Source organism: Nocardia sp. NPDC050413, from assembly GCF_040655475.1.
GTDB lineage: Bacteria > Actinomycetota > Actinomycetes > Mycobacteriales > Mycobacteriaceae > Nocardia > Nocardia coubleae.
Genome location: NZ_JBFAJZ010000007.1, coordinates 79,102 through 104,442 on the forward strand (window position 1 = coordinate 79,102; position 25,341 = coordinate 104,442).

General features: G+C 67.1%; 21 protein-coding genes. 9 read left to right on the plus strand and 12 right to left on the minus strand.

Annotated features, from left to right (window positions below):
- Positions 1-405 precede the first annotated feature (405 nt).
- Complete coding sequence (gene lpdA, locus AB0I19_RS18600) at positions 406-1,809, minus strand: dihydrolipoyl dehydrogenase (protein ID WP_357150270.1); 1,404 nt, start codon at positions 1,807-1,809, stop codon at positions 406-408.
- Between the two features lie 637 nt (positions 1,810-2,446).
- Between lpdA and AB0I19_RS18605 the strand changes: the two genes are divergently transcribed.
- Positions 2,447-2,857: a hypothetical protein gene (locus tag AB0I19_RS18605; RefSeq protein WP_357150271.1), complete on the plus strand. Its 411-nt coding sequence runs from the start codon at positions 2,447-2,449 to the stop codon at positions 2,855-2,857.
- A gap of 120 nt (positions 2,858-2,977) precedes the next feature.
- Complete coding sequence (locus AB0I19_RS18610; RefSeq protein WP_357150272.1) at positions 2,978-4,003, plus strand: AraC family transcriptional regulator ligand-binding domain-containing protein; 1,026 nt, start codon at positions 2,978-2,980, stop codon at positions 4,001-4,003.
- Here AB0I19_RS18610 and AB0I19_RS18615 read toward each other — a convergent pair.
- Positions 3,908-4,897, minus strand: coding sequence for a LysR family transcriptional regulator (locus tag AB0I19_RS18615; RefSeq protein WP_357150273.1), 990 nt, complete (start codon positions 4,895-4,897; stop codon positions 3,908-3,910). The two genes, AB0I19_RS18610 and AB0I19_RS18615, sit on opposite strands and share 96 nt — an antisense overlap.
- 123 nt (positions 4,898-5,020) lie before the next feature.
- On the opposite strand from AB0I19_RS18615, the gene AB0I19_RS18620 reads away from it, so the two are divergent.
- From AB0I19_RS18620 to AB0I19_RS18630, 3 genes are all read left to right on the plus strand, one after another.
- Positions 5,021-6,781: an adenine deaminase C-terminal domain-containing protein gene (locus AB0I19_RS18620; protein ID WP_357150274.1), complete on the plus strand. Its 1,761-nt coding sequence runs from the start codon at positions 5,021-5,023 to the stop codon at positions 6,779-6,781.
- Positions 6,782-6,814: 33 nt separating this feature from the next.
- A complete protein-coding gene (locus AB0I19_RS18625) occupies positions 6,815-7,519 on the plus strand; it encodes a DUF6198 family protein (RefSeq protein ID WP_357150275.1) in 705 nt (234 codons plus the stop codon).
- A 481-nt stretch (positions 7,520-8,000) separates the two neighbouring features.
- A complete protein-coding gene (locus AB0I19_RS18630) occupies positions 8,001-9,008 on the plus strand; it encodes an NADP-dependent oxidoreductase (RefSeq protein WP_357150276.1) in 1,008 nt (335 codons plus the stop codon).
- Between the two features lie 79 nt (positions 9,009-9,087).
- Here AB0I19_RS18630 and AB0I19_RS18635 read toward each other — a convergent pair whose 3' ends face one another.
- The gene (locus tag AB0I19_RS18635; protein ID WP_357150277.1) at positions 9,088-10,053 is read right to left on the minus strand and encodes a membrane dipeptidase; all 966 of its coding nucleotides are present in this window, start codon (positions 10,051-10,053) and stop codon (positions 9,088-9,090) included.
- Positions 10,054-10,190: 137 nt separating this feature from the next.
- Here AB0I19_RS18635 and AB0I19_RS18640 point away from each other — a divergent pair, with 137 nt between their 5' ends.
- Genes AB0I19_RS18640 through AB0I19_RS18650 form a run of 3 tightly spaced genes read left to right on the plus strand, consistent with a single transcriptional unit; the run spans position 10,191 to position 13,185 of the window.
- The gene (locus AB0I19_RS18640; RefSeq protein WP_357150278.1) at positions 10,191-10,721 is read left to right on the plus strand and encodes a hypothetical protein; all 531 of its coding nucleotides are present in this window, start codon (positions 10,191-10,193) and stop codon (positions 10,719-10,721) included.
- Positions 10,722-10,744: 23 nt separating this feature from the next.
- A complete protein-coding gene (locus AB0I19_RS18645; protein WP_357150279.1) occupies positions 10,745-12,802 on the plus strand; it encodes a prolyl oligopeptidase family serine peptidase in 2,058 nt (685 codons plus the stop codon).
- 44 nt (positions 12,803-12,846) lie between these two features.
- Positions 12,847-13,185, plus strand: coding sequence for a helix-turn-helix transcriptional regulator (locus tag AB0I19_RS18650; RefSeq protein ID WP_225278416.1), 339 nt, complete (start codon positions 12,847-12,849; stop codon positions 13,183-13,185).
- On the opposite strand, the gene AB0I19_RS18655 is transcribed toward AB0I19_RS18650, so the two are convergent.
- Together AB0I19_RS18655 and AB0I19_RS18660 are read right to left on the minus strand one after the other, a co-directional pair.
- Positions 13,175-14,386 (minus strand): cytochrome P450, encoded by a 1,212-nt coding sequence (locus tag AB0I19_RS18655; RefSeq protein ID WP_357150280.1) that lies wholly within the window; start codon positions 14,384-14,386, stop codon positions 13,175-13,177. The two genes, AB0I19_RS18650 and AB0I19_RS18655, sit on opposite strands and share 11 nt — an antisense overlap.
- On the minus strand, positions 14,383-15,669 hold the full coding sequence (locus AB0I19_RS18660) for an MFS transporter (protein ID WP_357150281.1): 1,287 nt from the start codon (positions 15,667-15,669) through the stop codon (positions 14,383-14,385). The genes AB0I19_RS18655 and AB0I19_RS18660 overlap by 4 nt, the downstream gene beginning before the upstream one ends.
- 133 nt (positions 15,670-15,802) lie before the next feature.
- Here AB0I19_RS18660 and AB0I19_RS18665 point away from each other — a divergent pair, with 133 nt between their 5' ends.
- A complete protein-coding gene (locus tag AB0I19_RS18665) occupies positions 15,803-17,185 on the plus strand; it encodes an FAD-dependent monooxygenase (RefSeq protein ID WP_357150282.1) in 1,383 nt (460 codons plus the stop codon).
- Between the two features lie 227 nt (positions 17,186-17,412).
- Here the strand turns inward: AB0I19_RS18665 and AB0I19_RS18670 are convergent, their stop codons facing one another.
- From AB0I19_RS18670 to AB0I19_RS18700, 7 genes are all read right to left on the minus strand, one after another.
- On the minus strand, positions 17,413-18,060 hold the full coding sequence (locus AB0I19_RS18670) for an HAD family phosphatase (protein ID WP_357150283.1): 648 nt from the start codon (positions 18,058-18,060) through the stop codon (positions 17,413-17,415).
- Positions 18,057-19,043 carry an AfsA-related hotdog domain-containing protein gene (locus AB0I19_RS18675; protein ID WP_357150284.1) on the minus strand — a complete coding sequence of 329 codons (987 nt, stop codon included), beginning with the start codon at positions 19,041-19,043 and terminating at the stop codon, positions 18,057-18,059. Before AB0I19_RS18675 ends, AB0I19_RS18670 begins: the two co-directional genes overlap by 4 nt.
- A 29-nt stretch (positions 19,044-19,072) precedes the next feature.
- Positions 19,073-20,776 carry an ABC transporter substrate-binding protein gene (locus tag AB0I19_RS18680; protein WP_357150285.1) on the minus strand — a complete coding sequence of 568 codons (1,704 nt, stop codon included), beginning with the start codon at positions 20,774-20,776 and terminating at the stop codon, positions 19,073-19,075.
- Entirely contained in the window at positions 20,769-22,310 is a 1,542-nt protein-coding gene (locus tag AB0I19_RS18685; protein ID WP_357150286.1) for an ABC transporter ATP-binding protein, read from the minus strand. The genes AB0I19_RS18680 and AB0I19_RS18685 overlap by 8 nt, the downstream gene beginning before the upstream one ends.
- On the minus strand, positions 22,307-23,137 hold the full coding sequence (locus AB0I19_RS18690) for an ABC transporter permease (protein ID WP_357150287.1): 831 nt from the start codon (positions 23,135-23,137) through the stop codon (positions 22,307-22,309). The genes AB0I19_RS18685 and AB0I19_RS18690 overlap by 4 nt, the downstream gene beginning before the upstream one ends.
- The gene (locus tag AB0I19_RS18695; RefSeq protein ID WP_357150288.1) at positions 23,134-24,060 is read right to left on the minus strand and encodes an ABC transporter permease; all 927 of its coding nucleotides are present in this window, start codon (positions 24,058-24,060) and stop codon (positions 23,134-23,136) included. Before AB0I19_RS18695 ends, AB0I19_RS18690 begins: the two co-directional genes overlap by 4 nt.
- A 272-nt stretch (positions 24,061-24,332) precedes the next feature.
- Positions 24,333-25,271: a rhodanese-like domain-containing protein gene (locus tag AB0I19_RS18700; RefSeq protein ID WP_357150289.1), complete on the minus strand. Its 939-nt coding sequence runs from the start codon at positions 25,269-25,271 to the stop codon at positions 24,333-24,335.
- Positions 25,272-25,341: the final 70 nt, after the last annotated feature.

Consider the following 25,341-nt stretch of genomic DNA (forward strand, 5'->3'; position numbering starts at 1 on the left):
GGGCGACGCCGTCGGAATCACGGAGGGGACACCCGGAATATCGGGTCCACCAGGGAAAAGAGGTTCCGCCGCTGCGGGAGCCACGGCAACCGATCCAGCCGCCGCGACCAGAGCCGCCACACGTGCCATCCATCCGAGAATGCGCTTGCTCATGGGTTCTCAGTTGCCTCTCAACCGTGCCCGCCACCCGCGTGTCGACCGGGGCGAGGGGACCATCTCATGGAACACGAACAGTTCGAACACGAGCCAGGAACAACCACCAGAAGGTGCTAACGCATCATCGACCACAAAAGAAGATTCACCAAATCAAACTCCGCGATTTGGCCGAAAAGAAATAGAAACCCGGTAGTTCCGGGCATGAGCGAGGGGCGGCCGCTGCGCGAACCGCCCCTCGGGATCTGCTACTCAGAAGTTGATCATGTGGCCGGCGAGGCCATGGATCGCTTCCTGCAACGCCTCGCTGAGCGTGGGATGGGTGTGTACGTTGCGGGCCAGCTCGTTGACCGTGAGGTCCCACTTCTGGGCCAGCGTGAGTTCCGGCAGCAGCTCGGAGACATCGGGGCCGATGAGGTGGCCGCCGATGAGTTCGCCGTGCGTGTTGTCGGCGATCAGCTTCACGAAGCCGGTCGGGTCGGCCAGGCCGTGGGCCTTGCCGTTGGCGGTGAACGGGAAGGTCGCCACCTTCACGTCGTAGCCTTCGTCGCGGGCCTGCTGCTCGGTGAGGCCGAAGCTGGCGACCTGCGGCTGGCAGAAGGTGGCGCGCGGCATCATCCGGTAGTCGCCCAGCGGCATGGTCTCGGCGCCGCCGATGGTCTCGGCCGCGACCACGCCCTGCGCCTCGGCCACGTGGGCCAGCTGCAGCTTGGCGGTGACGTCACCGATGGCGTAGATGTGCCCCACGTTGGTGCGCATGTAGTCGTCGATCGCGATGGCGCCGCGGTCGGTGAGCTGCACGCCGGTGGTCTCGAGGCCGTAGCCCTCCACCCGCGGCGCGAAGCCGACGGCCTGCAGCACCTTGTCGACGGTGACGGTCTCGACGTTGCCGGACTTGTTGTCCTTGATCTGGACGGTGACCTTGGACCCGTCGTCGTCGATCGACTGCACGGCCGCACCGGTGGTGATGGTGATGCCGAGCTTCTTGTACTGCTTGGTGATCTCCTTGGACACGTCGACGTCCTCGTTGGGCAGGGCCCGGTCGAGGAATTCGACGATCCGCACGTCGACGCCGTAGTTCTTCAGGACGTAGGCGAACTCCATGCCGATGGCGCCCGCGCCGACGATGAGGATCGAACCCGGCAGGTCGCGGGTGAGGATCTGCTCCTCGTAGGTGACCACGTTCTCCGACAGCTGGGTGCCGGGTAGCAGCTTGGTCGTGGTGCCGGTGGCGATGATGACGTTGTCGAAGCTGATCGACTCGTTGCCGCCCTTGGTGAGGGCGACGTCGAGCGAGTTCGGGCCGGTGAAGGTGCCGAGACCGTCGAACTCGTCGATCTTGTTCTTCTTCATCAGGAAGTGCACGCCCTTGACGCGACCGTCGGCCACCTTGCGGCTGCGGTCGAAGGCGGCGCCGAAGTCGAAGCTGACCTCACCGGAGATGCCGAAGGTCTTGGCTTCCTTGTGGAAAATGTGGGCCAGTTCGGCGTTGCGCAGCAGTGCCTTGGACGGGATGCAGCCCACGTTCAGGCACACGCCACCCCAGTATTTCTGCTCGACAATCGCTGTTCGCAGGCCGAGTTGAGCGGCACGGATCGCGGCGACATATCCGCCGGGACCAGCGCCGAGAACGACGACATCGTAGTGGGAAGTCACGTCACCGAGCCTAACTCTGTTTCGGGGAGTTCACCCACCCGTCCCCCACTTCGGTGAGATGCGCTCGCGCACTCACCCGCCCGAGCAGACCGAGCGGTACCGGGGACCGCCGACGATCGGCCGCAACCGGATCACCCGCGCACCGGTTGTCCCGCCATCGGCAGGTGCGAGTGCGGCTCTCGTGCGGATGCCGGGCGCCCACATACGCACGGGCGAGCGAGGCCAGGTGCCGGGCTGGAGGTTTGCCGGGCGCCCGGACCGGCTATATCGTGCTGCGAGACATCGGACGGGGCGGGGCGAAAATGGTCGAGCCGAAACTCTCGGCACACTCGAATTCATGCTGGAGGCGCTTGCCGGGCGCAGTGCCGTGTACTGCGGTATCGGCACGCACAGAAGTACGACCCATGCTGTTCGGAATGGCGGCGAGTCTCGAATTCGTAGCCTCTTCGACGACCCCGAGTCTTGACCTGTGAACCGGCCACCCGCGATGGACGTTCCACCGCCCCCAGGACCGGCTCGGAAGTTTCCACCGACCAGGCGAGCGTTGCGCCACAATTGGTGGATTCGGTGGCCGTTGCTACTCACCGCGCTGGCCAGCGGACCACTGACCGTCGTATTGATCAGCAAAGACAATGACGTGGCGATCTTGGTCTCGCAGTACTTCATCATCGGGACGATGTTCGGTGGGTGCTTCCTGTGGATCAATCGGCGCCGCCGCAAAGCCCTGCGGAACCCGTGGACTGTGTGGCGGATCCGGTACGTGTCCGGTACCCGCTACGAGTGGGTGGACCTGCTCGGCCCGCACGGCGAAACAGTGAGCACACTCCTGCTCAGCACGTGGGCGTGGGACCGGGGAAAACTGGTCAACCATGGCACTCGCGAGATCTGGTTCGCCGGTGATCCGGCCAAGTATGGAGTCGTGTCCCGTCCGGGAGGACGAGACATGCGCTACGCGTATGTATCCCGCATCTACAAGCCGCCACGCTTGACCTTTCGTGAACCCGGTGCGCCGCCCGTCCCTGACGGGGGTCGACACTCCAAAGACTGACCGCGGACTCCACGTGACCTCGGCGAACGTGGTGGCGCGGGTTGCGCTCGAGCGTTCGGCGGGCCACAACTGGCCGCGCCCGACCTCGATCGAGGCGGACCGAACGGTACTGTCGGCGGGGTGAGCGGCGCGGGATCAGGGGGCCGAGCGGAGATCGGCAGCCGGGTCGACGGCACCGTTTCGGTCCATCTGGTGCGTCTGCTGGTTCAGTCGGCGCGGCGGTTCGGGGTGGCCGAGGAACAGCTGGTGCGCGTACCCGGCACCGACGACGTGGTGTTGCGTGGTGAGCTGAATCGGCTGCCGATGAGTTCGCTGCTTCAGCTGTGGGAGCTCATCGCGCGGCCCGGCGCGGGCGCCGCGGTAGCCGAGGCCGCACCGCTCGGCACTTTGAACACCTGGGATTACCTGGTGACAACCGGTGCGACACTGGTGGATTCGTTGCGCGCTGCCCAGCCGTACCACCGCCTGGTTACCGCGGCTGCCGAAGGTTTCGACCTGTCCGGCGAAGCCGATCTCACCATCGGCTATCGCACATCGGCGAGCGACCCGGTGGTCGCGTCGACGGTCAACGAATACGTTCTGGCTTATTACCTGCGCCGCGCCCGCGAGGCGACCGGCCGCCCGCTTGTCCCGGCGAAGGTGACCTTCGGCCATCCGGCGCCACCGGACCACCATCACCTGATCGACGTATTCGGTACGCGCACCATCGAATTCGGTGCCGACGCCGACTCGATCACGTTCCACGCCGACGATGCCAACGCCCCACTCCCCCGCGCCGACCCGATGCTCGCCGACCTGATGCGCAGCCACGCCGACCTCGTCCTCGCGTCCGCACGCACCGTCGCCGACCCCCTCGACGCGTTCCGCATCGCCCTCGCGTCTGCCTTGGACGCCGCCGACCCCACCCTCGCCCGCGTCGCGAAGGCCCTGGCCATGAGCGAACGCTCCCTGCAACGCCACCTCGCCGAACAGGGCACCACCTGGCGCGACGAACTGGACCGCCTCCGCTACGAGCGCGCGAAAACCATGCTCTCCCAGGGCCTCACCACCTCAACCATCGCCCGCCACTTGGCCTTCACCGACGACCGCGCCCTCCGCAAAGCCTTCCACCGCTGGACCGGAACCCCGCCCACCGTCGCGCGCTGACGCACCCGGCCGCAAGGTCTTCCCGATCTCGTCGGCGAGCAGAAAGCCGGCCAGCCCGTGCGCGTGCTTCTCGCGGCGCACGAGGGAGATGATGTTGAGGCTGAACGCGTCTCGAACCTGACGGAAGAGCAGCCGCCCGTCGCGGAGTTCCTCGGCGATGTCGAATTCGCTGAGGAAGGCTATGGCGTCGCCGGACATGGCGAGCCGCTTCATCGTTTCGATGGAATTGGTGTGGAAAGCCGGTTGGATATCGAGGCCCGCATTGGTGAATGCTTCGGCGACGATGCCGTGGATCACCATGGACCGGTCGGCGAAGATCAACGGAAACGGCGTGCACTGGGCGAGCGGGACGGTGTCCATCGGCGCGAGCGGATGATGGGGTGAGACAACAACTCCCAGCCGGGTGTTCATCTGCCAGCAGACCTCCAGCTGGGCCGAGGCGGGGATATTGAAGCCGAGGCCCAGGTCGGCTTCGCTGTTCTCGATGGCCCCGACGATGTCGAGGGTCGACATGGTGCGGATCGAGATCCGGATCTGCGGGTGCCGAGCCCGGAAGCTCGCGGCGGCGGTGGCGACGACGCTGCTGGCCAGGCCCGTCATGGTGGCGATGACCACCTCGCCGCTGCCGAGGGCGCGCAGGTCCCGGATATCGGTGACCGTTTCCCGGTATTGGCGCAGCGTCTGCCGGATATGGGCGACCAGCGCCTCGCCGGCCGGGGTGAGGCGCATACCGCGAGGCAACCGCTCGAACAGCGGCTGTTCCAGCTCCGCCTCGAGCAGCAGGATCTGCCGGTTGATCGCCGAGGGCGCGACGTGCAGCCGGGCGCCTGCCGCACGAATGGACCCGAGCCGAGCCACCTCGTCGATGTAGTGCAGCAATCGTGAATGGAGCATCACGCACCTCCTCGGCAGAGTGTACGAGAATTGAGTACACGTCGTGCGAAAACGAATGCTTGTGGGCAACAGTGCCGGTCGCGTCCAATCAATACAGGCACACATATCGAGATGAGGACGCCGATGCCCCAATCGAATTCGACAACCGACTCCTTCACCGGAACCGCCGCGGTCGCCGATCAGGAAACCCATGTCCGAACGATTTTCGACATCCTGGAGGGCAGGCGGGAAGCCGACCTGCTGCTCCACAATCTGCACATACTCGACGTGCACAGCGAAACCGTTTATCCCGGTTCCCTGCTGGTGCACGGCGAACGCATCATCGCGCTGAATCCCGACGACACCATTCGTTACCGCGAATCCTTCGACGGTGGTGGCCTTTACGCGATACCCGGCCTGATCGATGTGCATCTGCACTTCGAGTCCCAGCTCGCACATCCGGCGGCGTTCGGCGAGGCGATCGTGCCGAGCGGAACCACGACGGTTTTCGGGGAGACGCTCGACTTCGCCAGTGCGGCGGGCAAGGAAGCCGTCGACGCGGCACGGGCACTGTTCGCCGACCACGACAAGCTCCCGTACCGGCTCTACGCGTTCGCACCGGGGAAGAAGACCACACCGGAAGTCACCGAGGCGATGCTGGAGATGGATCCGGTCATCGGCCTGGGTGAACTCGCCCACCTGTCGTATATGACCGGCAATGCCGAGGATTTCCGCAAGTCCGCACTCGGCCGGGCCAACGCGGGATTCGTGAACTGCCACTGGGGCGTGACGGCGCTGTCGGACACCCTGCTGAATTACATGCCCGCCATCGGCGTCGACAACAACCACGATGTGTGGAACGAAGACGATATCGAGAAAAGCATCCGCTACGGCCTGAACACCCAGATCAAATTCGGGGTCGGCAGTCCGGAGGTGATTCGAACCATGTTGCGCGCCATCGTCAAACGTCGCTGGCCCGCCGAGAATTTCCAGCTCTGCGCCGACAATATCTCGGTGGACCGGGTGTTGCGGCAGGGCCATATCGACTGGGTGATCTCGCTGGCCGTCGAAATGGGGATGCCGCCGATTCAGGCGATCAAGATGGGCACCCTGTATGCCGCGCGCTCCTTCCACAAGGATCGCGATCTCGGTTCGCTGAGCCCGGGACGGTTCGCCGACATCGTGCTCACCGACAGCCTTTCGCGCATCAATCCGCGCTATGTCTTCAAGGGCGGCAAGCTGATGGCGAAGGACCGCCGGCTGCTCGATCCGGTCCGCATCGACTATTCGGTGCTGGCCAAACAACCGCGTCCCGGTCTCGACGACCTGCTTCCCGAGCAGCTCGACCTCACACCGCTCGAGGTCTCCGACGACGGCACGCGGGCGAAAGTCCTGCTCTTCGACGTCTACGGGCGCGGGCACCTCAAGTTCGCCCAGGAAGTCTGGATGCCTGTGCGCGACGGTTCGATCGTGCCCGAGCACGAGGGTGTGCGGCTCAACCGGATCTCCGTCGTGCAGCGCTATGCCGACGGGGAGCGGCACATCGTGAATGGACTGTTCAAAGGCGTCTCGATCGAGGGCGGCGCGGTCGCTACGTTCTGGCCCGCGCCGAAGGCCTATTTCGTGGTCGTCGGTGCCGACAGCGCCGAGATGTGCGGCAGCGTCCAGCACCTGGACGGTCTCGTCGGCGGTTGCGTCGTCACCGAGGGTGGTGCGGTGAAAGCTGTGCTGCCGCTCGACTTCTACGGCGTGATGGCCGATATGGACCTCGCCGAACTCGTCGAAGCCACCCGCGCGATCGACAACGCCCTGGCCGTTCTCGGCAACAAGAACGAAGGTGAACCGGTGGTCAACAAACTGCTGACTTTGTTCATCTCGCTCGACCGCTTCGGCTTCATGAAATAGCCTCGGCTACCGCAGAGCAAGGGATCCACCGTTATGCAACACGACAAAGACGCGGCAGTCATCGACAACGGGAACAAGGTGCGCCGCTGGATCACCTACGTGGCCGGGATATACATCCTCACCCTCGGCCTCAGCCTGGCCATCAGGGCGGCGATCGGCATTTCCCCGCAGAGCAGCCTCACCCGCACCATGACGCTGGTCTTCACACCGCTGAGTCAGGGCAATTACAACCTCATCCTCGAAGTCATCATGCTCGTGCTGACCTTCCTGGTCCGCCCGAAGGCCTTCAAGGCGAGCTATCTGCTCTCGATGATCCCGGCGCTGGTCCTGGCCCTGCTCCTCGATCTCAATCTGTGGCTCACCGAATGGATCCATCTCGAGCCGTACACGGCCAACCTGGTCCTGCTGGTCTTCGCCGATGCGATGCTTGCGCTCGGCCTGTTCCTGATGATCCGCGCGAATCTGATCCTGATGCCGATCGATCTGTTCGTGAACACCATCCAGCAGATGACCGGCCGCAAATGGGGCAATATCAAGACGGTCTTCGACTGCACCCTGCTCGCGCTTTCGGCAGGTATCGGTCTGGTGTTCCTCGGCGCACCACATTTCATCCGCGAAGGAACGATCATCAACGCGATTCTCGTGGGGCAATACGTGAAGGGATATTTCTTCCTCTACGAGAAGTTCGCGGCCCGAAAGAAGCCCGCACAGTTCGTGCCCGCACCCGTGGCCGACTAGCCCGGATCGCCACCGCCCGGTCCTGTCGCGCAGGGGCCGGGCGGTGGTCGTTCAGCGACGGACCTTGTAGCTCAGGCCGAGGTCGAGAGCCTGCTGAATGATTTGTCGAACTGGCGATGGTGACGTTCTTGTCCCCCGCGATCCGCTTGGCCTCGGTGACGGCGGTGGCCACGCCCCCGACGAATGTGATGTTCGGCCAACGCTGCGCGGCGTCGTCGGGGGCGTGATGGGTGACGACGACAACGGGGACGCCCACCGGCGAAACGGTTGTCATCGATACAGACGTGCCGAGCGCACGGAACTCGTCGGTGCGAATCCTCTCGCTCGCCTGGTGCGGCGACCCGCGGCACCCGGCCTGTCAGGTCCTGGCGCGTAAGGACCGGGTGGTGGCGTGCGCGGACCTGGGAACGGCGATCGGACCGCCATAACGTGGTCTTCACCGGTCAGAAAACACCGGCTGACCTCGAAAGAAGGCTAGATCATGACCATTCCGACGCATACCCGCGAAATCCACCTCGCCGCCCGCCCGAACGGTGCGCCGGTCGCCACCGACTTCGCCCTCGTGGAGCGGGAGCTGCCCGAACTCGCCGAGGGTCAGATCCTGGTGCGCAACACCTGGATGTCGGTCGACCCGTACATGCGCGGCCGGATGGACGACAAGCCGTCCTACATCGCGCCGTTCGAAATCGGTGCGGCACTGGAAGGTTCGGCGGTCGGTGAGGTGATCGCGTCGAAAGCGGAGATCGCGGTCGGGACCACGGTGACGCACTTCGCAGGATGGCGCGAACACTCCGTCGTCGATGCGGCATCGGCCACTCCCATCGATCCCGAACTCGCTGCCCCACAGCGCTTCCTGGGCGCTCTCGGCACCACCGGCCTCACTGCCTACGCCGCCCTGACCGACGTGGCGAAGGTGGAACCAGGCGACACCGTGTTCATCTCGGCCGCAGCGGGCGCGGTCGGCAGCGTCGCGGGACAGATCGCCAGGGCACTCGGGGCGAAGCGGGTGATCGGTTCCGCGGGCGGCCCGGTCAAGACGCGAAAGGTGCTCGAGGAGTTCGGTTTCGACGCGGCGATCGACTACCGCGCCGGTGACCTCGCCGCGCAGCTCGCCGAAGCCGCACCGGACGGCATCGACGTGTACCTCGACAGCGTCGGCGGTGAACACCTGAAGGTCGCGATCGAGGCGCTCAATCAGCACGGCCGCATCGCCCTGGTCGGCGCCATCAGCGGCTACAACGGCACGACCACCCATTCCAGCCCCGACCTCTACCTCGCGGCGACCAAGGAACTCACCCTGCGGGGCATGCTCGTGACCAGCTACCTCCCCCTGTTCGCCGAGTACATCCCGAAGGCCGCTGCCTGGCTCGCCGACGGCACCCTCCGCACCGCCGAAACCACCTACGAGGGCCTCGACCAAGCCCCCGCCGCCCTCCTCGGCGTCCTCACCGGCGCCAACACCGGCAAGATGCTCGTCCACCTCGCGTGAGGACCAAGATCACCACGCGCTGGTGGCGGCATCGGCCGAGTGCCGTCCGCCACCGGAGCGTGGTGATCGACTGTCCAGGTCAGCGCCAGACCTGGGTGGCAACGCGGGTGAAGTTGCCGCTGAAGAGGGCGGCGCGCTCGGTGGGGGTGAAGCCACGGTCGGCGAGGAGGTCGTCGAGGCTCGGGATGCCGGGGGTCTCGCCGAGGAGGTCTTCGGGCGGGGTCCATTGCAAAGGGCCCCAGGCGGTGTAGTCCGCCGAGAACGCGGCGGGGTTCTCGTGGATCTCGGCGTTGAACTGGTCGCCGTCGAAGGAGTAGTCGGAGCCGATGCCGATGTGGTCGATGCCGACCAGGTCGACGCCGTAGCGGATGTGGTCGGCCATGGCGGCGAGGCGCTCGGCTCGCGCATCGGGGGCGTTCTCACCGAGGAAGATGCCGACACCGTTGATGCCGATCACCCCGCCCGTCGCGGCACAGGCGCGAGCCTGGTCGTCGGTGATATTGCGCGGATGTGCCCACAGGGCGGCGAAATTGGAGTGGCTGTAGATCATCGGGGCGGCGGTGTGGGTGGCCAGGTCGAGGCCGGTGCGGCGGGAGCAGTGCGAGCCGTCGACGAACATGCCGACTTCGTTGAGCTTGCGCACCAGGTCTTTTCCGTACGCGGTGAGTCCGGTGTCGACCGTGTCGAGGCAGCCGCAGCCTGCCGCGTTGGCGTGGTTGTAGGTGGGCAGCAGGGAGCGCACGCCGAGTTCGTAGAACACCGCGACGTTGTCGAGGTCGCCGTCGAGCGGTGCCGAGTCCTCGAGATCGAATGCCAGTGAAATCACTTCGGGCGCACCGATATCACTCACCCGATCGACCAGCCGGAACCGTGGGTCGTCGGCGGCCTGCTCACGGAACAACCGCAGCAGGGCGAGCGAGTCGGCCTTGGTCTCCCCCGAATACCCGACATTCACCGACAGATACGACCCGAGCGGGTAGCGCGCCAGATCCGCGACCCGCGCCGTCGGCAACAACGGCAGACAGCAATGCTGCTCCCAGAGCATGGACACACCTCCCCATCGTTATCCGTGACCTGCGATCCTACGTTTCGCAACGCTATCGGCACCGGACCGACGCTAACGCGATGTCTGATTCGTCCGATTAATCAGTACTGCGTCCCCCTGCCCGAAGGCGGTGCGACATGCGTCGCTTCCTCGTCCTGCTCGCTTGTCTCGCGGCGGCTGTCGGCCTGTCGACACTGCCCGCCGCGGCGATCCCCTCCTACTGCGGTCTCGCGTGGGGCTCGCTGGACAAGTCGAGTCCGAACTACTCGTCGGGTGTCGTGCGCGATGTGCGCGCGGGCCGGCACGATTGCTACGACCGTCTCGTGATCGACCTCGCCGGGCCGGTGTCCGGTTACCGGGTGGGCTACGTCGGCACCGTCACCCAGGACGGTTCCGGTGCGAGCGTCCCGCTGCGCGGTGGCGCGTTCCTGCAGGTCACCGTGCTGGCCCCCGCACACGACGACGCGGGCGCGAGCACCTACCTGCCGAGTAGCCGCAGCGACCTGGTGAACGTGAACGGCTACCAGACCTTCCGTCAGGTCGCCTGGGCCGGTTCGTTCGAGGGGCAGACCACCCTCGGGCTCGGCGTACGCGCCCGGCTGCCGTTCCGTGTGTTCACCCTCGAAGGCCCGGCACGCGTGGTGATAGACGTCGCGCACTATTGGTGAGCCGGGTCGGCAACAATGTGGGGATGAGCGGCGTTGAGCAGAATGTGACCGATCCCTACCTCTGGCTCGAAGACGTAACCGCCGAACCGGCGCTGGACTGGGCCCGTGCCCGCAACGAGGTGGTCGCGGACCGATTCGCGAACACCGAACGGTTCGCCGACCTCGAGCAGCGCATCCTCGCGATGCTCGACGACGACACCAAGATCGCCTATCCCGCGCGACGCGGACCGTGGCTGTACAACTTCTGGCGTGACGCCGAGCACCCGCGCGGGTTGTGGCGGCGGACGACGTTCGAGTCGTATGCGACGGAGAATCCCGAGTGGGATGTGCTGATCGATGTGGATGCGCTCGCCGAGGCCGATGGGGAGAACTGGGTGTGGGGTGGGGCCGCGGTGCTTCGGCCGTCGCAGGAACGCGCCATCATCCACCTGTCGCGGGGTGGTGCCGATGCCACGGTCGAACGCGAATTCGACATGACCACACGAGAATTCGTCGCCCCCGAGGACGGCGGGTTCTTCCTGCCCGAGGCCAAGTCACGGGTCGGCTGGATCGACGCCGACACCGTCTACGTCGGCACCGATTTCGGACCGGGGTCACTCACCGATTCGGGCTACCCCCGCATCGCGAAGCGCTGGCGGCGCGGCACCGAACTAGCCGCCGCCGAAACGGTTTTCGAGGGCAAGCCGAGTGATGTGTCGATCGGCGCCGGATACGACAGGCACCCCGGTTACGAACGGCACTATCTGCATCGATCGACCGACTTCTTCAATTCCGAGGTCTCCCTGCTCATCGACGGCGAATGGCGGCTGGTGGAAACGCCGACCGACGCCGACGTCGACTGGTACCGCGACTGGCTGCTGGTGCGGTTGAAGACCGAGTGGGCACCCGCCGACACCACCTTCCCGGCGGGCAGCTTGCTGGTCACCGATATCAATGACTTCCTCGCGGGTGGAAGGCAATTCGAGGTACTGTTCGCCCCCGATCCGCACACCTCGCTGGAATCGTGGGGCTGGACGGAGAACCATCTGATCCTCACCACCCTGCGCGATGTGCAGACGGGCTTGCGCGTCCTCACCCCGGGCCCCGACGGTTGGGCGAGCGCCGACCTTCCCGATACCCCCGCGATGTCGAGCACCTCCGTGAGCAATCTCGACCCGCTGGAAGGCGGCGACGAATTCATGCTCACCACCACCGGTTTCACCACCCCGACTACCCTCCTGAACAGCGCGGTCGGCGAAACTCCCGCGCTGTTGAAGCAGGCACCCGCGTACTTCGACGCCGACGGCATCGAAACCGAGCAGTTCTTCGCCACCTCCGACGACGGAACCGCGGTCCCCTACTTCGTAATCCGCCACCGCGACCGTCGCGGAACGCCCGGCCCGACAATCATGAACGGCTACGGCGGTTTCGAGGTATCCAGAACACCGGTGTATCTGGGCTCGGCAGGCATGGGCTGGCTCGAGAAGGGCGGCACCTACGTGTTGGCCAATATCCGTGGCGGCGGCGAGTACGGCCCCGAATGGCACACGGCCGCACTGAAAGAGCACCGCCACCGCGCCTTCGAGGACTTCGCCGCCGTGGCCCGCGACCTGGTGACCCGTGACATCACCACCGCCGACCGGCTCGGTGCGATCGGCGGCAGCAACGGTGGTCTGCTGATGGGCGTGATGCTCACCCGCTACCCGGAGCTGTTCGGCGCCATCGTGTGCCAGGTGCCGTTGCTGGACATGAAGCGCTACCACCTGCTGCTGGCAGGCGCCTCCTGGATCGCGGAGTACGGCGACCCGGACAAGCCCGAGGAGTGGGCGTTCATCAGCGAGTACTCGCCGTACCAGAACACCGACCCGGACAAGCAGTACCCGCCGATCCTGCTAGCCACCTCCACCCGCGACGACCGGGTCCACCCGGGGCATGCGCGAAAGATGGCCGCACTGCTGGAGTCCCAGGACCGCACCGTCTGGTACTACGAGAACATCGAGGGCGGACACGGCGGCGCGGCCGACAACAAACAATCGGCGTACCTGTCGGCGCTGGTGTACGAGTTCTTCACGCAGATGCTGATGGAGGGTCGCGGGCGCTAGATAGGTACTATGGTTGTCGTAGGTTCGAGCGGAAGGAGTGCATCGTGGCCGATGCCGATGGTCATCCCGATATCGAGGAGTTCGACCTGTCGACCGTGCTCGCCGCTCTCGCCGACGACAACCGGCGCAGCGTGATCGCCCAGCTCTACGCCGAGCCCGAGGGCGCCGAACAGTTCTGCAGCGTGTTCGGGATGCCCTGGGCGCCGTCCACCCGCACCCACCATTTCCGGGTGCTGCGCAAGGCCGGGCTCATCTGGCAGCGCGATGTGGGCAACGGCCGGATGACGAAGCTGCGGCGCGACGACATGGAAACCGCGTTTCCGGGGCTCCTTGCCGCCATCCTCGCAGCGGACCGTCATCCGGCCGCCCCGGCTACCAGCTGACCGGAAGCGATACCGGCCGGTGCACGAGAACTCCTGTCTCCCAGACGATCTCGTGTTCCGGTACAGCGAGCCGCAAGGTGGGGAACTCGGTGACGAGCCGCCGGATCACCTCGATGATCTCCATCCGGGCCAGCGCCGCGCCCATGCAGTGATGCATGCCGTACCCGAATTGCAGGTGCCGTTTTCCGTCGCGGCCGAGGTCGAGCACCGACGGGTCCGGGTACACGTCGGGGTCGCGGTTGGCCGAGTGTGCGTCGGCGTACACGATGTCGCCGGGGTGCAGCACGCCCTGTGACAGCGTGATCTCCCGGGTGGTGACCCGAGGGAAGGTGGAGATGCGCCCCAGCGGCAGCAGCCGCAGGAATTCCTCGATCGCCGTGGGGATGGTGTCGGGGTTGCGCACCAGGTGGTCCCACAATTCGGGCCGGGCCAGGGCCACGTAGGCGATCTTGGTGATGACGGACAGGATGTTCTGATCGCCGCCGACGATCGAGCCGAGCAGGATCGCCGCGTACTCGGCGTCGGTGACCGGGGGTGAGACCGAGTCGCGGGCGTCGAGCAGGTCGAGGATGAGGCCCGGTTCGAGGTCGCGGCGCCGGGCCACCAGGTCTTCGATGTAGTGGTAGAGGGTCCAGAAGTCGGCGAGCAGGGCGGGCACGTCGGTGTCGTGGGCCAGCTGCATCTGCCGCGAGAGGTGCCGGAAGTAGGCGATGTCGGTGGTCGGGATGCCGAGGTAGTCGACGTTCACGCCGATGGTCACCGGGTCCAGCAGTGTCTGCACGAGATCGGCTGTGGCACCTGCCTTCTGGGCCCGCAGATTCGCGACGGTCCCGTCGAGGACGCGCTGCACCGCGGGTGCGCGGCGGGCGATCGTCGCGGCGCTGTAGGCCGAGGCGACGAAGCCCTTGAGCCTGCCGTGCCCGGGGTGATCGAGGTTGAGCAGCATCTCCGTCGGCATGATCGTCGGCAGGAAGGTCGGTCCGTCCTCGACGTTGGTCTCCGCACGGGCGAAGCTGAGGTCGGTGAGCACCGCGTGCACGTCGCGGTAGCTGGTCACGTGGACGACCGTGTGGCCGCTGGGCAGCACGACCTGCGGTAACCCGCCGCGCGAGCGTTCGGCCACCGGCTCGATCATGGTGCGTGGGCTGATGTTCGCGATGCCGTCGAGATCGACCCGGACGGCGTCGATGGCGTGTGTCATGAGGTGACTCCTTCCGGGCGCGCCTGTCGGCGGACCACGATGATGGCGAGGGTGAGTGCGACGAGCAGGGCGATGAGCACGCCGACGGTGGTGGTGAACGCGGTGCGGTAGACGTCGGGGTGACCGAACTGGCCCGCGGCGGTGTCGTGCGCGGCGGCTCCACTGAGCTGCCTGCCGACCACCGCGGACAGCACGATCGCGTAGCCCGCGACGAACACGGCCTCGCTCCCGATGCGGAAGAAGTTCAGGACACCGGCCGCCGTACCACCGCGCTCAGGAGGAACGACCGACAGCGCGTGCCCGTCGACGAGTCCGATGGGCAGCCCGAAACCGAGGCCGAGCAGCACCATCGGCACGACGATCCACAGCACCGACCGGCCCTCGTCCAGCGCGAGCACGCCGATATTGCCGAGAATCAGCGCCGCGAGGCTGAGGTAGACGACCCGGCCGATGGTGAGGGCGGGGAACCGGGTGACCAGATGACCGATGGCTACCGGCGCGATGAACACGGGAATGGTCATCGCGAGCATCAGCAGCCCGGACGTGCCGGGCGAGAGGTCGGTGATGCCGCTCAGCGCCGAGGGCAGGTAGGTGAGCAGGGTGACGAAACCGATCGACCCGGCCACCGGAACCAGGCACATCGCCAGGAATTCGCGGTTGCGCAGGAGTCCGAGGTCCAGGACCGGGCCGTGTTCGGCGGTGCCGGGTTCGGCGGCGGGTAGCAGGCGCGTCCCGAGGCCCGCGGCCGCGAGGATCACCGCGTGCACCACGAACACTCCGCGCCAATCGACCACCGCGATGAGCAGGCCGGAGATGGTGGGCCCGAGGGCGAGGCCGAGCCCGTTGACCGTCCCGAAGATGGCGAAAGCCTTGGTGCGGCGCGCACCTTCGTAAGCACTGGACAGCAGTGCGGTGGAGCCGGTGAGGATGGCCGCCGCACCGACGCCGGCGATCACCCGGGCGAGGTCGAGCACGATCAGCGCGGGCGCCACGACGCTGCCGACACTGCCGACGACCACCAGCGCGGTGCCGATGCCGAAGGTACGGCGGTGCCCGATCCGGTCGCTGACCGCACCCCACAGCAGGGTGGTGAGCGCGAAGGCGATGTTGAACCCGTTGACAACCCATTGCAGCGCAGTGGGATTCGAGCCGAGATCACGGGAGATGAGCGGTAGCGCGATGGCGGTGCCCGCGATCGCCATCGGGGTGACGAACTGCGCGGCCAGGACCACGGGCAGCGTGGCGGAACTGGGTGGAGCTTGGGTTTCGGTTGCGGTCGACATGGATCTCCCTCGGTGGGCTCCGGTACGCGAATTAGGTACTACCCGATCGGTAGGTACGATGATATTAGTAGCTACGACAGTTCTCGTACAACCGGAAGTCGCGGATGCGGCTTACCCGCCCCAGGAGCAGCCGATGAGCACCGAACCGCACGCGATCGAGACCGATGTCCTGGTGGTCGGCGGCGGTCCGGTGGGCATGCTCGTCGCCGCGGAGCTGGCCTTGCAGCAGGTGAACGTGGTTGTCGTGGAGTCGCGCACCGAGCTCGACCTGCGCCCGCGCGCCGGGACCGTGCACGCCCGCACGCTGTCGCTGCTGGCCCGGCGCGGGTACATCCCGTCGGTCCCGCCCGATGCCATCGCCCGTAATCCGGTGGGTGTGCACCGCAGCCCCTTCCAGTTCGCAGCGCAACCGGTGCTCACGTTGAGTTCGCCGAGCGTGGAGCCCGCGCCCATTGCCGGGATCCCGCAGGCTCGGTTGGAGGCGGCGTTCGAGGACCGGGCGCGGTCGCTGGGTGCTCGAATCCTGCGGGGGCACAGGGTTAACCGATTGGATGTCGGAGAACATGAGGTCGCGGCTCAGGTCGATGCCGGGTTCTCGATTCGGGCGAAGTACGTGGTCGGTGCGGACGGTGCGCGCAGTCTTGTCGCACGCACCGGGAACTTCCCTGCCGAGGTGTACCCGGCGACGATGAATGCGATTGCTGGGCTGGCTGTTTCGGATGTACCCGGCCAGATCCCGCCGGGCTGGAATCCGACGCCGACCGGCTGGACCATGCACAACCCGAACCCCGGCGGCCAGGCGCGCATCATCGCGATGGACTTCAGCGGACCCCTCGAGCATCGCCCCGAACCGACCGAAGCCGAGTACCGGCAACGCCTCGCCTACGTACTCGGTGCCGAGCCCGCGCTGAGCCGGGTCAGCCACCTCACCCGGTTCAGCGACCACGGCCGCTACCGCACCAGCATGTGGGACGGGCGGCTGCTGCTGGCGGGCGACGCCGCCCATAGCCACTACCCGCTCGGCGGCCAAGGACTCAACTCCGGCATGCAGGACGCCTTCGCCCTCGGCTGGCGGCTCGCCCGCGTCCTCACCGTACGCGCGCGACCCACCGTCCTGGCCGACTACTCCCGCGAACGCGTCGCGCACGCCGCCGCGATCGTCGGCAACACCGTCCTGCAATCGCGGATGATGAACCCCGCGAACCCGCAGGTCCGCGACGCCGTGCTGGCGATGCTCGCGGTGCCCGCCGTCCACGACGGGATCGCCGGCCTCATCAGCGGGCAATTCCAGCCCGGCTTCCAGCACGACCTCGTCCTCACCGAAAACAACGGGAAGGTGAGCACTCTCGCGGAACTGCTGCACGGGGGCCGGTTCGTCGCGATCCGGCCCGACGAACACACCCCTGTCCCGAACGCACCCGACGACGCGCTGCTCGTCACCGCGAAAGTGACCCCGGATCAGCCCTGGACCTCGGCGGTGATCCGCCCCGACGGCTACCTCGCGAGCGCCCTGTGAGCGCAACGCCGAGTCGAAACCAGCCGGGACGAACGAGCTACCGCGCGATACCCATTCGAGCCGAACGGATTCCGCCCTGCGCGCGCCGCCGAACCGCTCCGCCGGTCCGACCTCGCCGCGTGCACCATCCCACCGGATCGACCACCAGGCTCGGTCGATCCGGCCCGCGCTGCTCCTGCGCAGGATCAGGGCGAGGGCCGTGGTGGTGATCCGGCGTTGTGGTGGACTCACCAGCCCTCGCGTAAGGCCTTGCGCACCTCGCCGACGGCTTGGTCGGCGTCGCGGTATTGCACAGCGATCCATCCGACTTCCTTTGCAGCCGCGCAGTTTTCGGCCAAGTCGTCGACGAGGACGCAGTCTTCCGGCGAGACACCGGCGGTCTCCGCGGCGAGGGCGAAGATCTCCGGGTCGGGTTTGCGGAAGCCGACCTTGCACGAATCGATCAGGGCGCTGAGGTGGTCGTCGAGGTCGATCATGGTGCGCCAGTACGGCTCCCATTCGACGACGTTGTTGCTCAGCACGCCGACGCGGACGCCGTCGCCCGCCAGCTCGATGGCGAAATCGCGGACGGCGTGGTTCACCTCGTGCCCGGCGAACCACTGCCTGCCGAAATCCGGTTCGCTGCGCGACAAGTCGAGCTCGGGTGCCTTGGCCCGGAGCACCGCGTGCAGCTTCGCCACCCAGGTGCGTTCGTCGAGCAGGGCCAGTTCGATCGGGGCCAGGGGTGCCAGCCCGTACTGGGCGCCCACCTCGGCGATCGCGTGTTTGAACAGGTCGACGGGGATGCCCGCCACCTGTTCGTAGCGCTGGAACAGCTCGTCGAGCGGTGGGGAGAGCACGCCGCCGAAATCGAACCAGACGAACGGCGCGCTCACTGGACCATCGTCCTGATGTCGGCGGGACGGAAACGCAGTTCCACGTCACCGGCGGCGATCACATCGGCGCCCTGGGTGAGGCTGACGCGGGCGCGGGCGCCGTCGGTGTCACCGGTGACGGTGGCGCGGGCGATCGTATCCCGTTCGAATTCCCCGAATTTGGTGAATTCGATGCCGAGCCGGTGCATCACCATGCGGCTGGTGTCCAGGCCGAGAACGGCGTTGGCGGCCGCCATCGCCACCTGCCGGGCCGCCTCGAACTGCAGCATGCCGGGCACGTGGTCGAGGGCGTGGTCGAACAGCGACGGATGATCGGTGTCGATGATGGTGAGCGCGGTCAGCTCCTCCCCGGTGAGCACCGGGTTGGCGAGGATGGCGTTGCGCGGGTTGTGCCTGCCCACCGAACCCGGGCGCATCCGGGCGACCGGCGGCTGGGGCGGAATACTCGGCTCGGCGGGCAGGCCGAGCGATTCACGCCCACGCACCCGGATCCGGTTCCACACCGCCGCGGGCATCCACTGGTAGACCATGATCTCCCTGGCCGCCTCGTGACCCTCGATCTCGGCGACCATTTCCAGGGTGAGCCCGATGACCTGGTCGTCGCGTCGTTTGTCGGCGATCACGCGCGCCTCGATGACGCAGTGCCCGGGGCACTGGCCGATGCGCAGGGTGTCGGCGTCGGCGATGGTGAAATCGGCGGACCCGAAGATGAACTTCTCCGAGCGCGCCACCCCGACGAAGGAATGCGCGTAATAGATGGCGACCTGACGGAACACTTCGATCAGCAGCAGCGGGTCATAGGTGGTGGCGGTGCCGCGATGATCGCTGAAGTAGGAATGGTTGCGCGGTAGTTGGGCGGCGAATATCGCGCCGTCCGGGGTGGGTTGGGCGTCGGTGAGGAATACCTCGGCGATGGATTCGCGGTGCACGAGTCCGCGCGGGATATTGCGGTCGAAGGTGAGGGTGGGGGTGGCGACGGTCATGATCGAGCCTTCCGGGAGGTGGATGCTGGTCAGCGGACGGCGATGTCGTAAGCCCAGCCGTTGACGCTGTTGCGAGGGGCATCGAACAGCGAGGTCGGGTTGTGCACGGTCGCGTCGGCGGCGACGCTGTTGCGGTCGGTGTAGAGGGGGATCGCGACGGCATTGTCGAGAAGGTGGGCGGTGATGCGGTTGAACAGTTGTTTGCGCTGTTCGCGATCGGTGGCTTTGGTCGCGTCGACGAGCCACCGGTCCACCTGCGGGTCGGCCAGTTTCGAGCCGCCGACGATGGAGCCGATGGTGATGCCGTCGATCTGGCCGTATTTCAGGTCGGGAGTGGTCGACCCGTAGGCGCGGTTGAACTGCAGCGACAGGTCGAGGCCGCCGACCTGACGGGGGAAGGCCTCGTAGTCGTTGCGGGCCAGCAGGTCGTAGATCTGGGCGTTGTCGACGAATTGCAGTTCCACCTGAATGCCGAGGTTCTGGCGCAATTCGGCCTGCCAGGCCTTCAGGAAATCGTCCTCGGGGTAGGTGGGGTTCGTGGCGACCAGCCGGACGGTCAACCGCTTGCCGGTGCTGTCGGTGCGGTAGCCCTCGGCATCGGTGCCGGTCCAACCTGCCTCTGCGAGGAGCGCTTTCGCGGCGTCGAGATCGGGGCCGCCCTTGTTCTCGAACTGGGGGTCGTAGTAGGCGCTGTCCGGGGAGATCAGGCTCCACGCGCGCTGCTGGGTGTCCTTGGTGAGGCTCTTGGTGACAGCGGCGATGTCGACACCCTTGGCGATGGCGCGGCGCACGCGCACATCGGTGGTGGCGCCGTGGGTGAGGTTGAGCATGATGACCCACGGCGAGGCCGCCGAACCGATCTGCTCGTACTGGAATCCGCCGACCCCGTCGAACAATCCGATATCGGTGGCCTTCACGGTGCCGATGGCGTTCACCTCACCACTGCGCAGCAATCCGGCCCGGGTGGCCGCCTCGGGGACGAACTTCACGACCAGTTCGTCGACGTAGGCGGCGCCCTGGTGTTTCGCGGTGGCGGGAGCCCAGTTGTAGGCGGGGTTCTTCCGGTACCGCAGTTCCTGGCCCTGCACCACCTTGTCGAGCACGAACGGGCCGGAACCGACGAAACCCGCACCGCTGGTCAGCGCCTGCTTGTCGGCCTGCAGGCTGCTCGGGGCGACGATGGCGCCGCTGAGCCCGCCGAGGGTGGACAGGAAATCGGCGCGCGGGGTGCTCAGGGTGATGCGCACCTTGTATGGGTCGAGCACGTCTACCGCGCTCACACTCGAGTACTGCAGCAGACCGAGCACCGTCCAGGACGGGTAGTCGGGGTTGCGCAAGGCGTCGATATTGGCCTTCACCGCCGCGGCGTCGAATTTCTCGCCGTTGTGGAAGGTGACGTCCTTGCGCAGGGCGAATTCGTAGACCAGGCCGTCCGGCGAGATGGTCCACTCCGTGGCCAGCCAGGGGTGGAACTGTTCGTCACGGTCCTCGGCGATCAAGCTGTCGAAGCTGTTGCGCAGCACCTGGGAGGCATCGAAGGCCGCGCCGTAGTGCGGGCTGAGGCCGCGCGACGGATAGGCGGGCAAGGCGATGGTGAAGGTGCCGCCTGCCTGCGGCGGAGTGGTCGGGCCACCACCGCCGCCGCCGGGTTCGGGGTCGGCGGCGCAGGCGCTCGCGGCCAGCGCGGTGGCCAGCAGCAGCGCGGTGAACAGTCGGGTGAGGCGATTACGCACGCGAGGAGCTTTCTGTGGGAGCCGGGACCGCCAGTCGCGGGACGGCATCGAGCAGGGCTTGGGTGTAGGGCGAGCGGGGGTGGTGGAAAACGTCGTCCGCCGTGCCTGATTCGACGACCACGCCGTGATTCAGGACGAGCACGCGGTGACAGATCTGCCGGATGACGGCCAGATCGTGCGAGATGAACACGATCGCCACGTCTTCGGTTGCGGCGAGTTCGGCGACGAGGTCGAGGATTTGGGCTTGCACCGAGATGTCGAGGGCCGACACCGGTTCGTCGCAGACGATCAGGCGCGGGCGGGCACCGAGCGCGCGGGCGATATTGACCCGCTGACGTTGCCCGCCGGACAGTTCGCGTGGGTGGCGGTCGATGGTGTCGGCGGGCAGGTGCACGGCGTCGAGCAGGCGCAGCACCTCGGCTCGACGTTCGGTGCGCGGCACACGCAGCGCGACACTCTCGGCGATGATCTCGCCGACCCGGTAGCGCGGGTCGAAGGAACCGACGGAGTCCTGCGCGACCAGCCCCAGCTCACCCGGCTTGCGGGTCTTGCGCGTCAACGACTCTGTGCCGAAGCGCATCTCGCCGCTGTCGGGCTCGATCAGGCCGGTGACGATCTTGGCCACGGTCGACTTACCCGAGCCGGATTCGCCGACCACCCCGAGCACTTCACCCGCACCGACTTCGAAGGAGATATCGGAGATCGCCGGAATTCCCCGGTACGACTTCGTGAGCCCCGCCGCGGTGAAGACCGGCACGGTGACCCGCGCGCGGGCACTGCCGTGCGGTACGGCCGCGAGCAGCGCGCGGGTGTACTCGTGCCGGGGTCGCTCGATGACCTCGCGGGTGGACCCCGCCTCGACGATCTCGCCTGCCCGCATCACCAGGACGCGATCCGCGATCGAGGCGACGACGGCCAGGTCGTGGCTGACCAGGATCATGGCCCGACCACCCGCGACCTGTTCGGCCAGCAGCTCGAGCACCTGCTTCTGGACCGTCACGTCGAGGGCGGTGGTCGGTTCGTCGGCGATGATCACGTCCGGGCCCGCCGCGAGCGCCGAGGCGATCAGGGCGCGCTGACGTTGTCCGCCGGAGAGCTGAAACGGGCGCTGCCGCTTGCGGACCTGCGGGTCGGCGATGCCGACGGAACGCAGCAGCCCGTCGATGCGGTCGCTGCGCTCGTCGCGTGGGACCGCGCTCAGCGACTCGCCGATCTCGTCGGCGATGGTGCGCAACGGGTCGAGCGCGACCAGGGCGTCCTGAAACACCAAACCCACCCGGGCACCGCGTATTCCACGCCACTGCCGTTCGGAGAGGTCGAGGGCCGAGGCGCCGAAGAGGTCGAGGCGGTCGGCGCTGACCCGGCCACCCGCGAGACCGACGAGACTGCGGGTGGTCACCGACTTTCCGGACCCGGATTCACCGACGATGGCCAGGATTTCGCCGCGGCGCAGCTCGAGATCGACGCCGCGCACCACCGCACGCCCATCGAATTCGACGCGCAGGTTCCGGACCTGGATCAGGGTGTCGGTCACAGCTGCGCCCTTCGCTCGAAACGGTGGCCGGCGTAGCGGCCGAGGACGGTCGTCGCCAGGACGACGACGGTGACGGCGGCACCGGGGAAGACGACCGACCACCAGGCGATCCGCAGATCACCGTGCGCTTCGGCCAGCATCGAACCCCACTCCGGGACAGGTGGTTCCGGTCCGAAGCCGAGGAAGCTCAGCGCGGCGGCGCCGAGGATGCTCGTGCCGAGCCCGAGGGTCACCACCACCGGCAGCGAGCGCAGCGCGTTGGGCAGGATGTGACGGACCACGATCCGCGCCCGTGATCGCGTGAGCAGCCCCGCCTGCGCCACGAACTCGCTGCCACGCACCGCCCGGGTCTCGGCCCGCATCACCCGCGCGAACCGAGGGGCGGCGGCGATACCGATCGCGAGGATGAGGTTCGCGGTGCCGGTACCGGTGAACGTGATGAGCACCAGGGCGAGCAGGATCTCCGGAAACGCCCCGAGCAGGTCGAACGCCCGCGACGCGACAGCATCGACGAGCCGATTACCGATCCCGGCGATCAATCCGAGCGTCACCCCGATCGCCACCGCCAACGCCGTCGCCGTCACCCCGATGAACAGTGACAGCCGAGCGCCGTGCACAACGCGGGTGAGCACGTCACGGCCGAGCTGGTCGGTGCCGAAGGGGTGTGCGAGAGAGGGTGATTCGTGGGCAGCGAGCAGGTCGGTGTGCAGTGGGTCGCTGCCCGACAGCAGGTCCGGTGCGAGTGCGGCGACGGCAGCCGAGGCGAGCACAGCCGACGAAACCGCGACGCTGAGCGGCCATTTCAAGGCGGGTGCGGTGTCGGTCATGGGGTCGGCTCCTGGAGGCGGGGGTCGATCCACAGGTAGGCGAGGTCTACGAGGACCGTGACGGTGAGGTAGATGGCGGCGGTGAGCAGGGCGACGCCGAGGACTACCGGCACATCCGAGTGGGTGACGGCGGCGATGGTCTCCCGGCCGATACCGGCCCGCCCGAAGACCTCCTCGATCACGACCGTCCCGGTGAGCAGCCCGCTCACTGCCCAGCCCGCCAGCGTGGCGGCGGGGATCAGCGAATGCCGCAGCCCGTGCCGCAGCCGCAACTGCGTGGCGGTGATCCCACGCGACCGGGCGGTGAGTGCGAACGGCTGTTCCAGCGCCCGCTCGATCCCCTCCCGCATCACCTGCGCGAGGACAGCGGCGATCGGCAAGGCCAGGGTGACGGCGGGAAGGATGAGTCGCTGGAATTCGTTGCCCGCAGTAACCGGAAGAACTTTCAGCGTGAACGCGAACACCCAGATCAGCACCAGACCGGTCCAGAACGGGGGCGCCGAGGCGACGACCACCTCCAGCGTGGCGGTCGCCCGGCTGAACACATCACGCCGACCCGCGGTGAGCACGGCGAGCAACGGCGCGAGCACCACCGCGATCAGGAGCGCGAACCCCGCCAGCTGCGCACTGGTCACCAACTGCTCGCCGAACAGGATGTCGGCCACGGGTTCACCGCGCACATACGAATAGCCGAGATCACCGTGCGACAACCGGCTCAGATGAAGGCCGTACTGCACGATCAGCGGACGATCCAGACCCCAGTCCCGCTCGATCCGCTCCCGCAGGGCCGGATCACTCGACTCGCCCATGATCGCGGTCACCGGATCACCCGGTGCGACGTGCACCGCCAGGAACGCCAAAGTGACTGCTGCCCACATCATTCCGGCGGCCGACAGGAACACCCCGACTATGCGCAGAGCCACAATCTTCGATCTCGCCGAGCCGCAGCTCCCACGCCTGATGAAACCCGCACGCCGTTGCGCGGCGGCCCCGTTGGTCGGTTCGGCATGCCGGCGATTCGACGTGGTATCCGGGGAACTCGACGCGACCGGCACCGATTCCGCTCCGGACTCGGTCGTGCCCGCTGCGTGTGGTGCCGCAACTACCGGTGCTGCCGTCGCATCCTCGGGGGCGCGAGGTGTCACCGTCGGCGAAACCATTGTTCCCAACAATGACTCGGTGTTCGATCGTGTCGTCATGAGGTCAGCACCCCGGTATCGGCAGGGTTGTGCACCGGGGCACCGACGAGGCTGCCCCATTCGGTCCAAGAGCCGTCGTAGACGCGGACGCGGTGGTCGCCGAGGAGGTAGGTGAAGACCAGCCAGCCGAGTGCGGCTCGGTGGGACAGCCGGCAGTAGGCGACGATGTCGTCGGCATCGGCGATGCCGAGTTCGGCTATGCGCGCCGCGATTTCGTCGGCCGGTCGGAGCAGGCCCGCAGGGTCGAGCAGGTCTTGTGCGGGCAGGTTCAACGCTCCGGGAATGTGTCCGTGCCGCTCGGCGCCGTGGTCGACCGGCTCCGACGACGGTGAAACACGGAGTCCCGCGAACTCTTCGGGAGAGCGCAGGTCCAGCAGCACGGTTGGCGAGTCGATCGCGGCGCGAACCTGCTCCCTGTCCACGACCACCTCGGCGAACCGCGGCGACGCCAGGGGAAGCGGTGTGCGCGAGACATCGGCCGTTCGAGAAGCGGTTCCCTCGCTCACAACGTCCAGTGCCCACCGCTGACCAGCGGCATCGGCACCCACTCGGTTGCGGCTACCAGCGCCGACAGACCGGGCGATGCCGATCACCGGCCCGTCGTGCGGCCACGCGGCGGTGCATCCATCGAGGTAGCGCAGGTCGCCTCCGATCCCGACCGCTGCGGCGACCCAGAGTGCGTAGGCCGCGAATTGCGGTGGGTCCCCGGCGAAGACGAGCGGGGCGTCGGCGTGGGCGCCAAGTGAGTGAAGACGGTCGGCCAGCTCGCGGGCGGTAGGGAACTCTCGACGGGACCGGTCCCAGAGGAGGTCCTTCCAGTAGACCGAGCGGGCACCCGGGATGGAGGCAGGCCCGCGAGCATTGGTCACCTCGATGACGACGGCGTCCGCACGGCGATCCCGTACCCACTGCGCGTCGACGATCCGGCTGGTCACGGCCGACCTCCCATCTCCCGGGTTCCGACGACCCGGCGGGAGAAACATAAGTCGGCCAAACACCCACGGG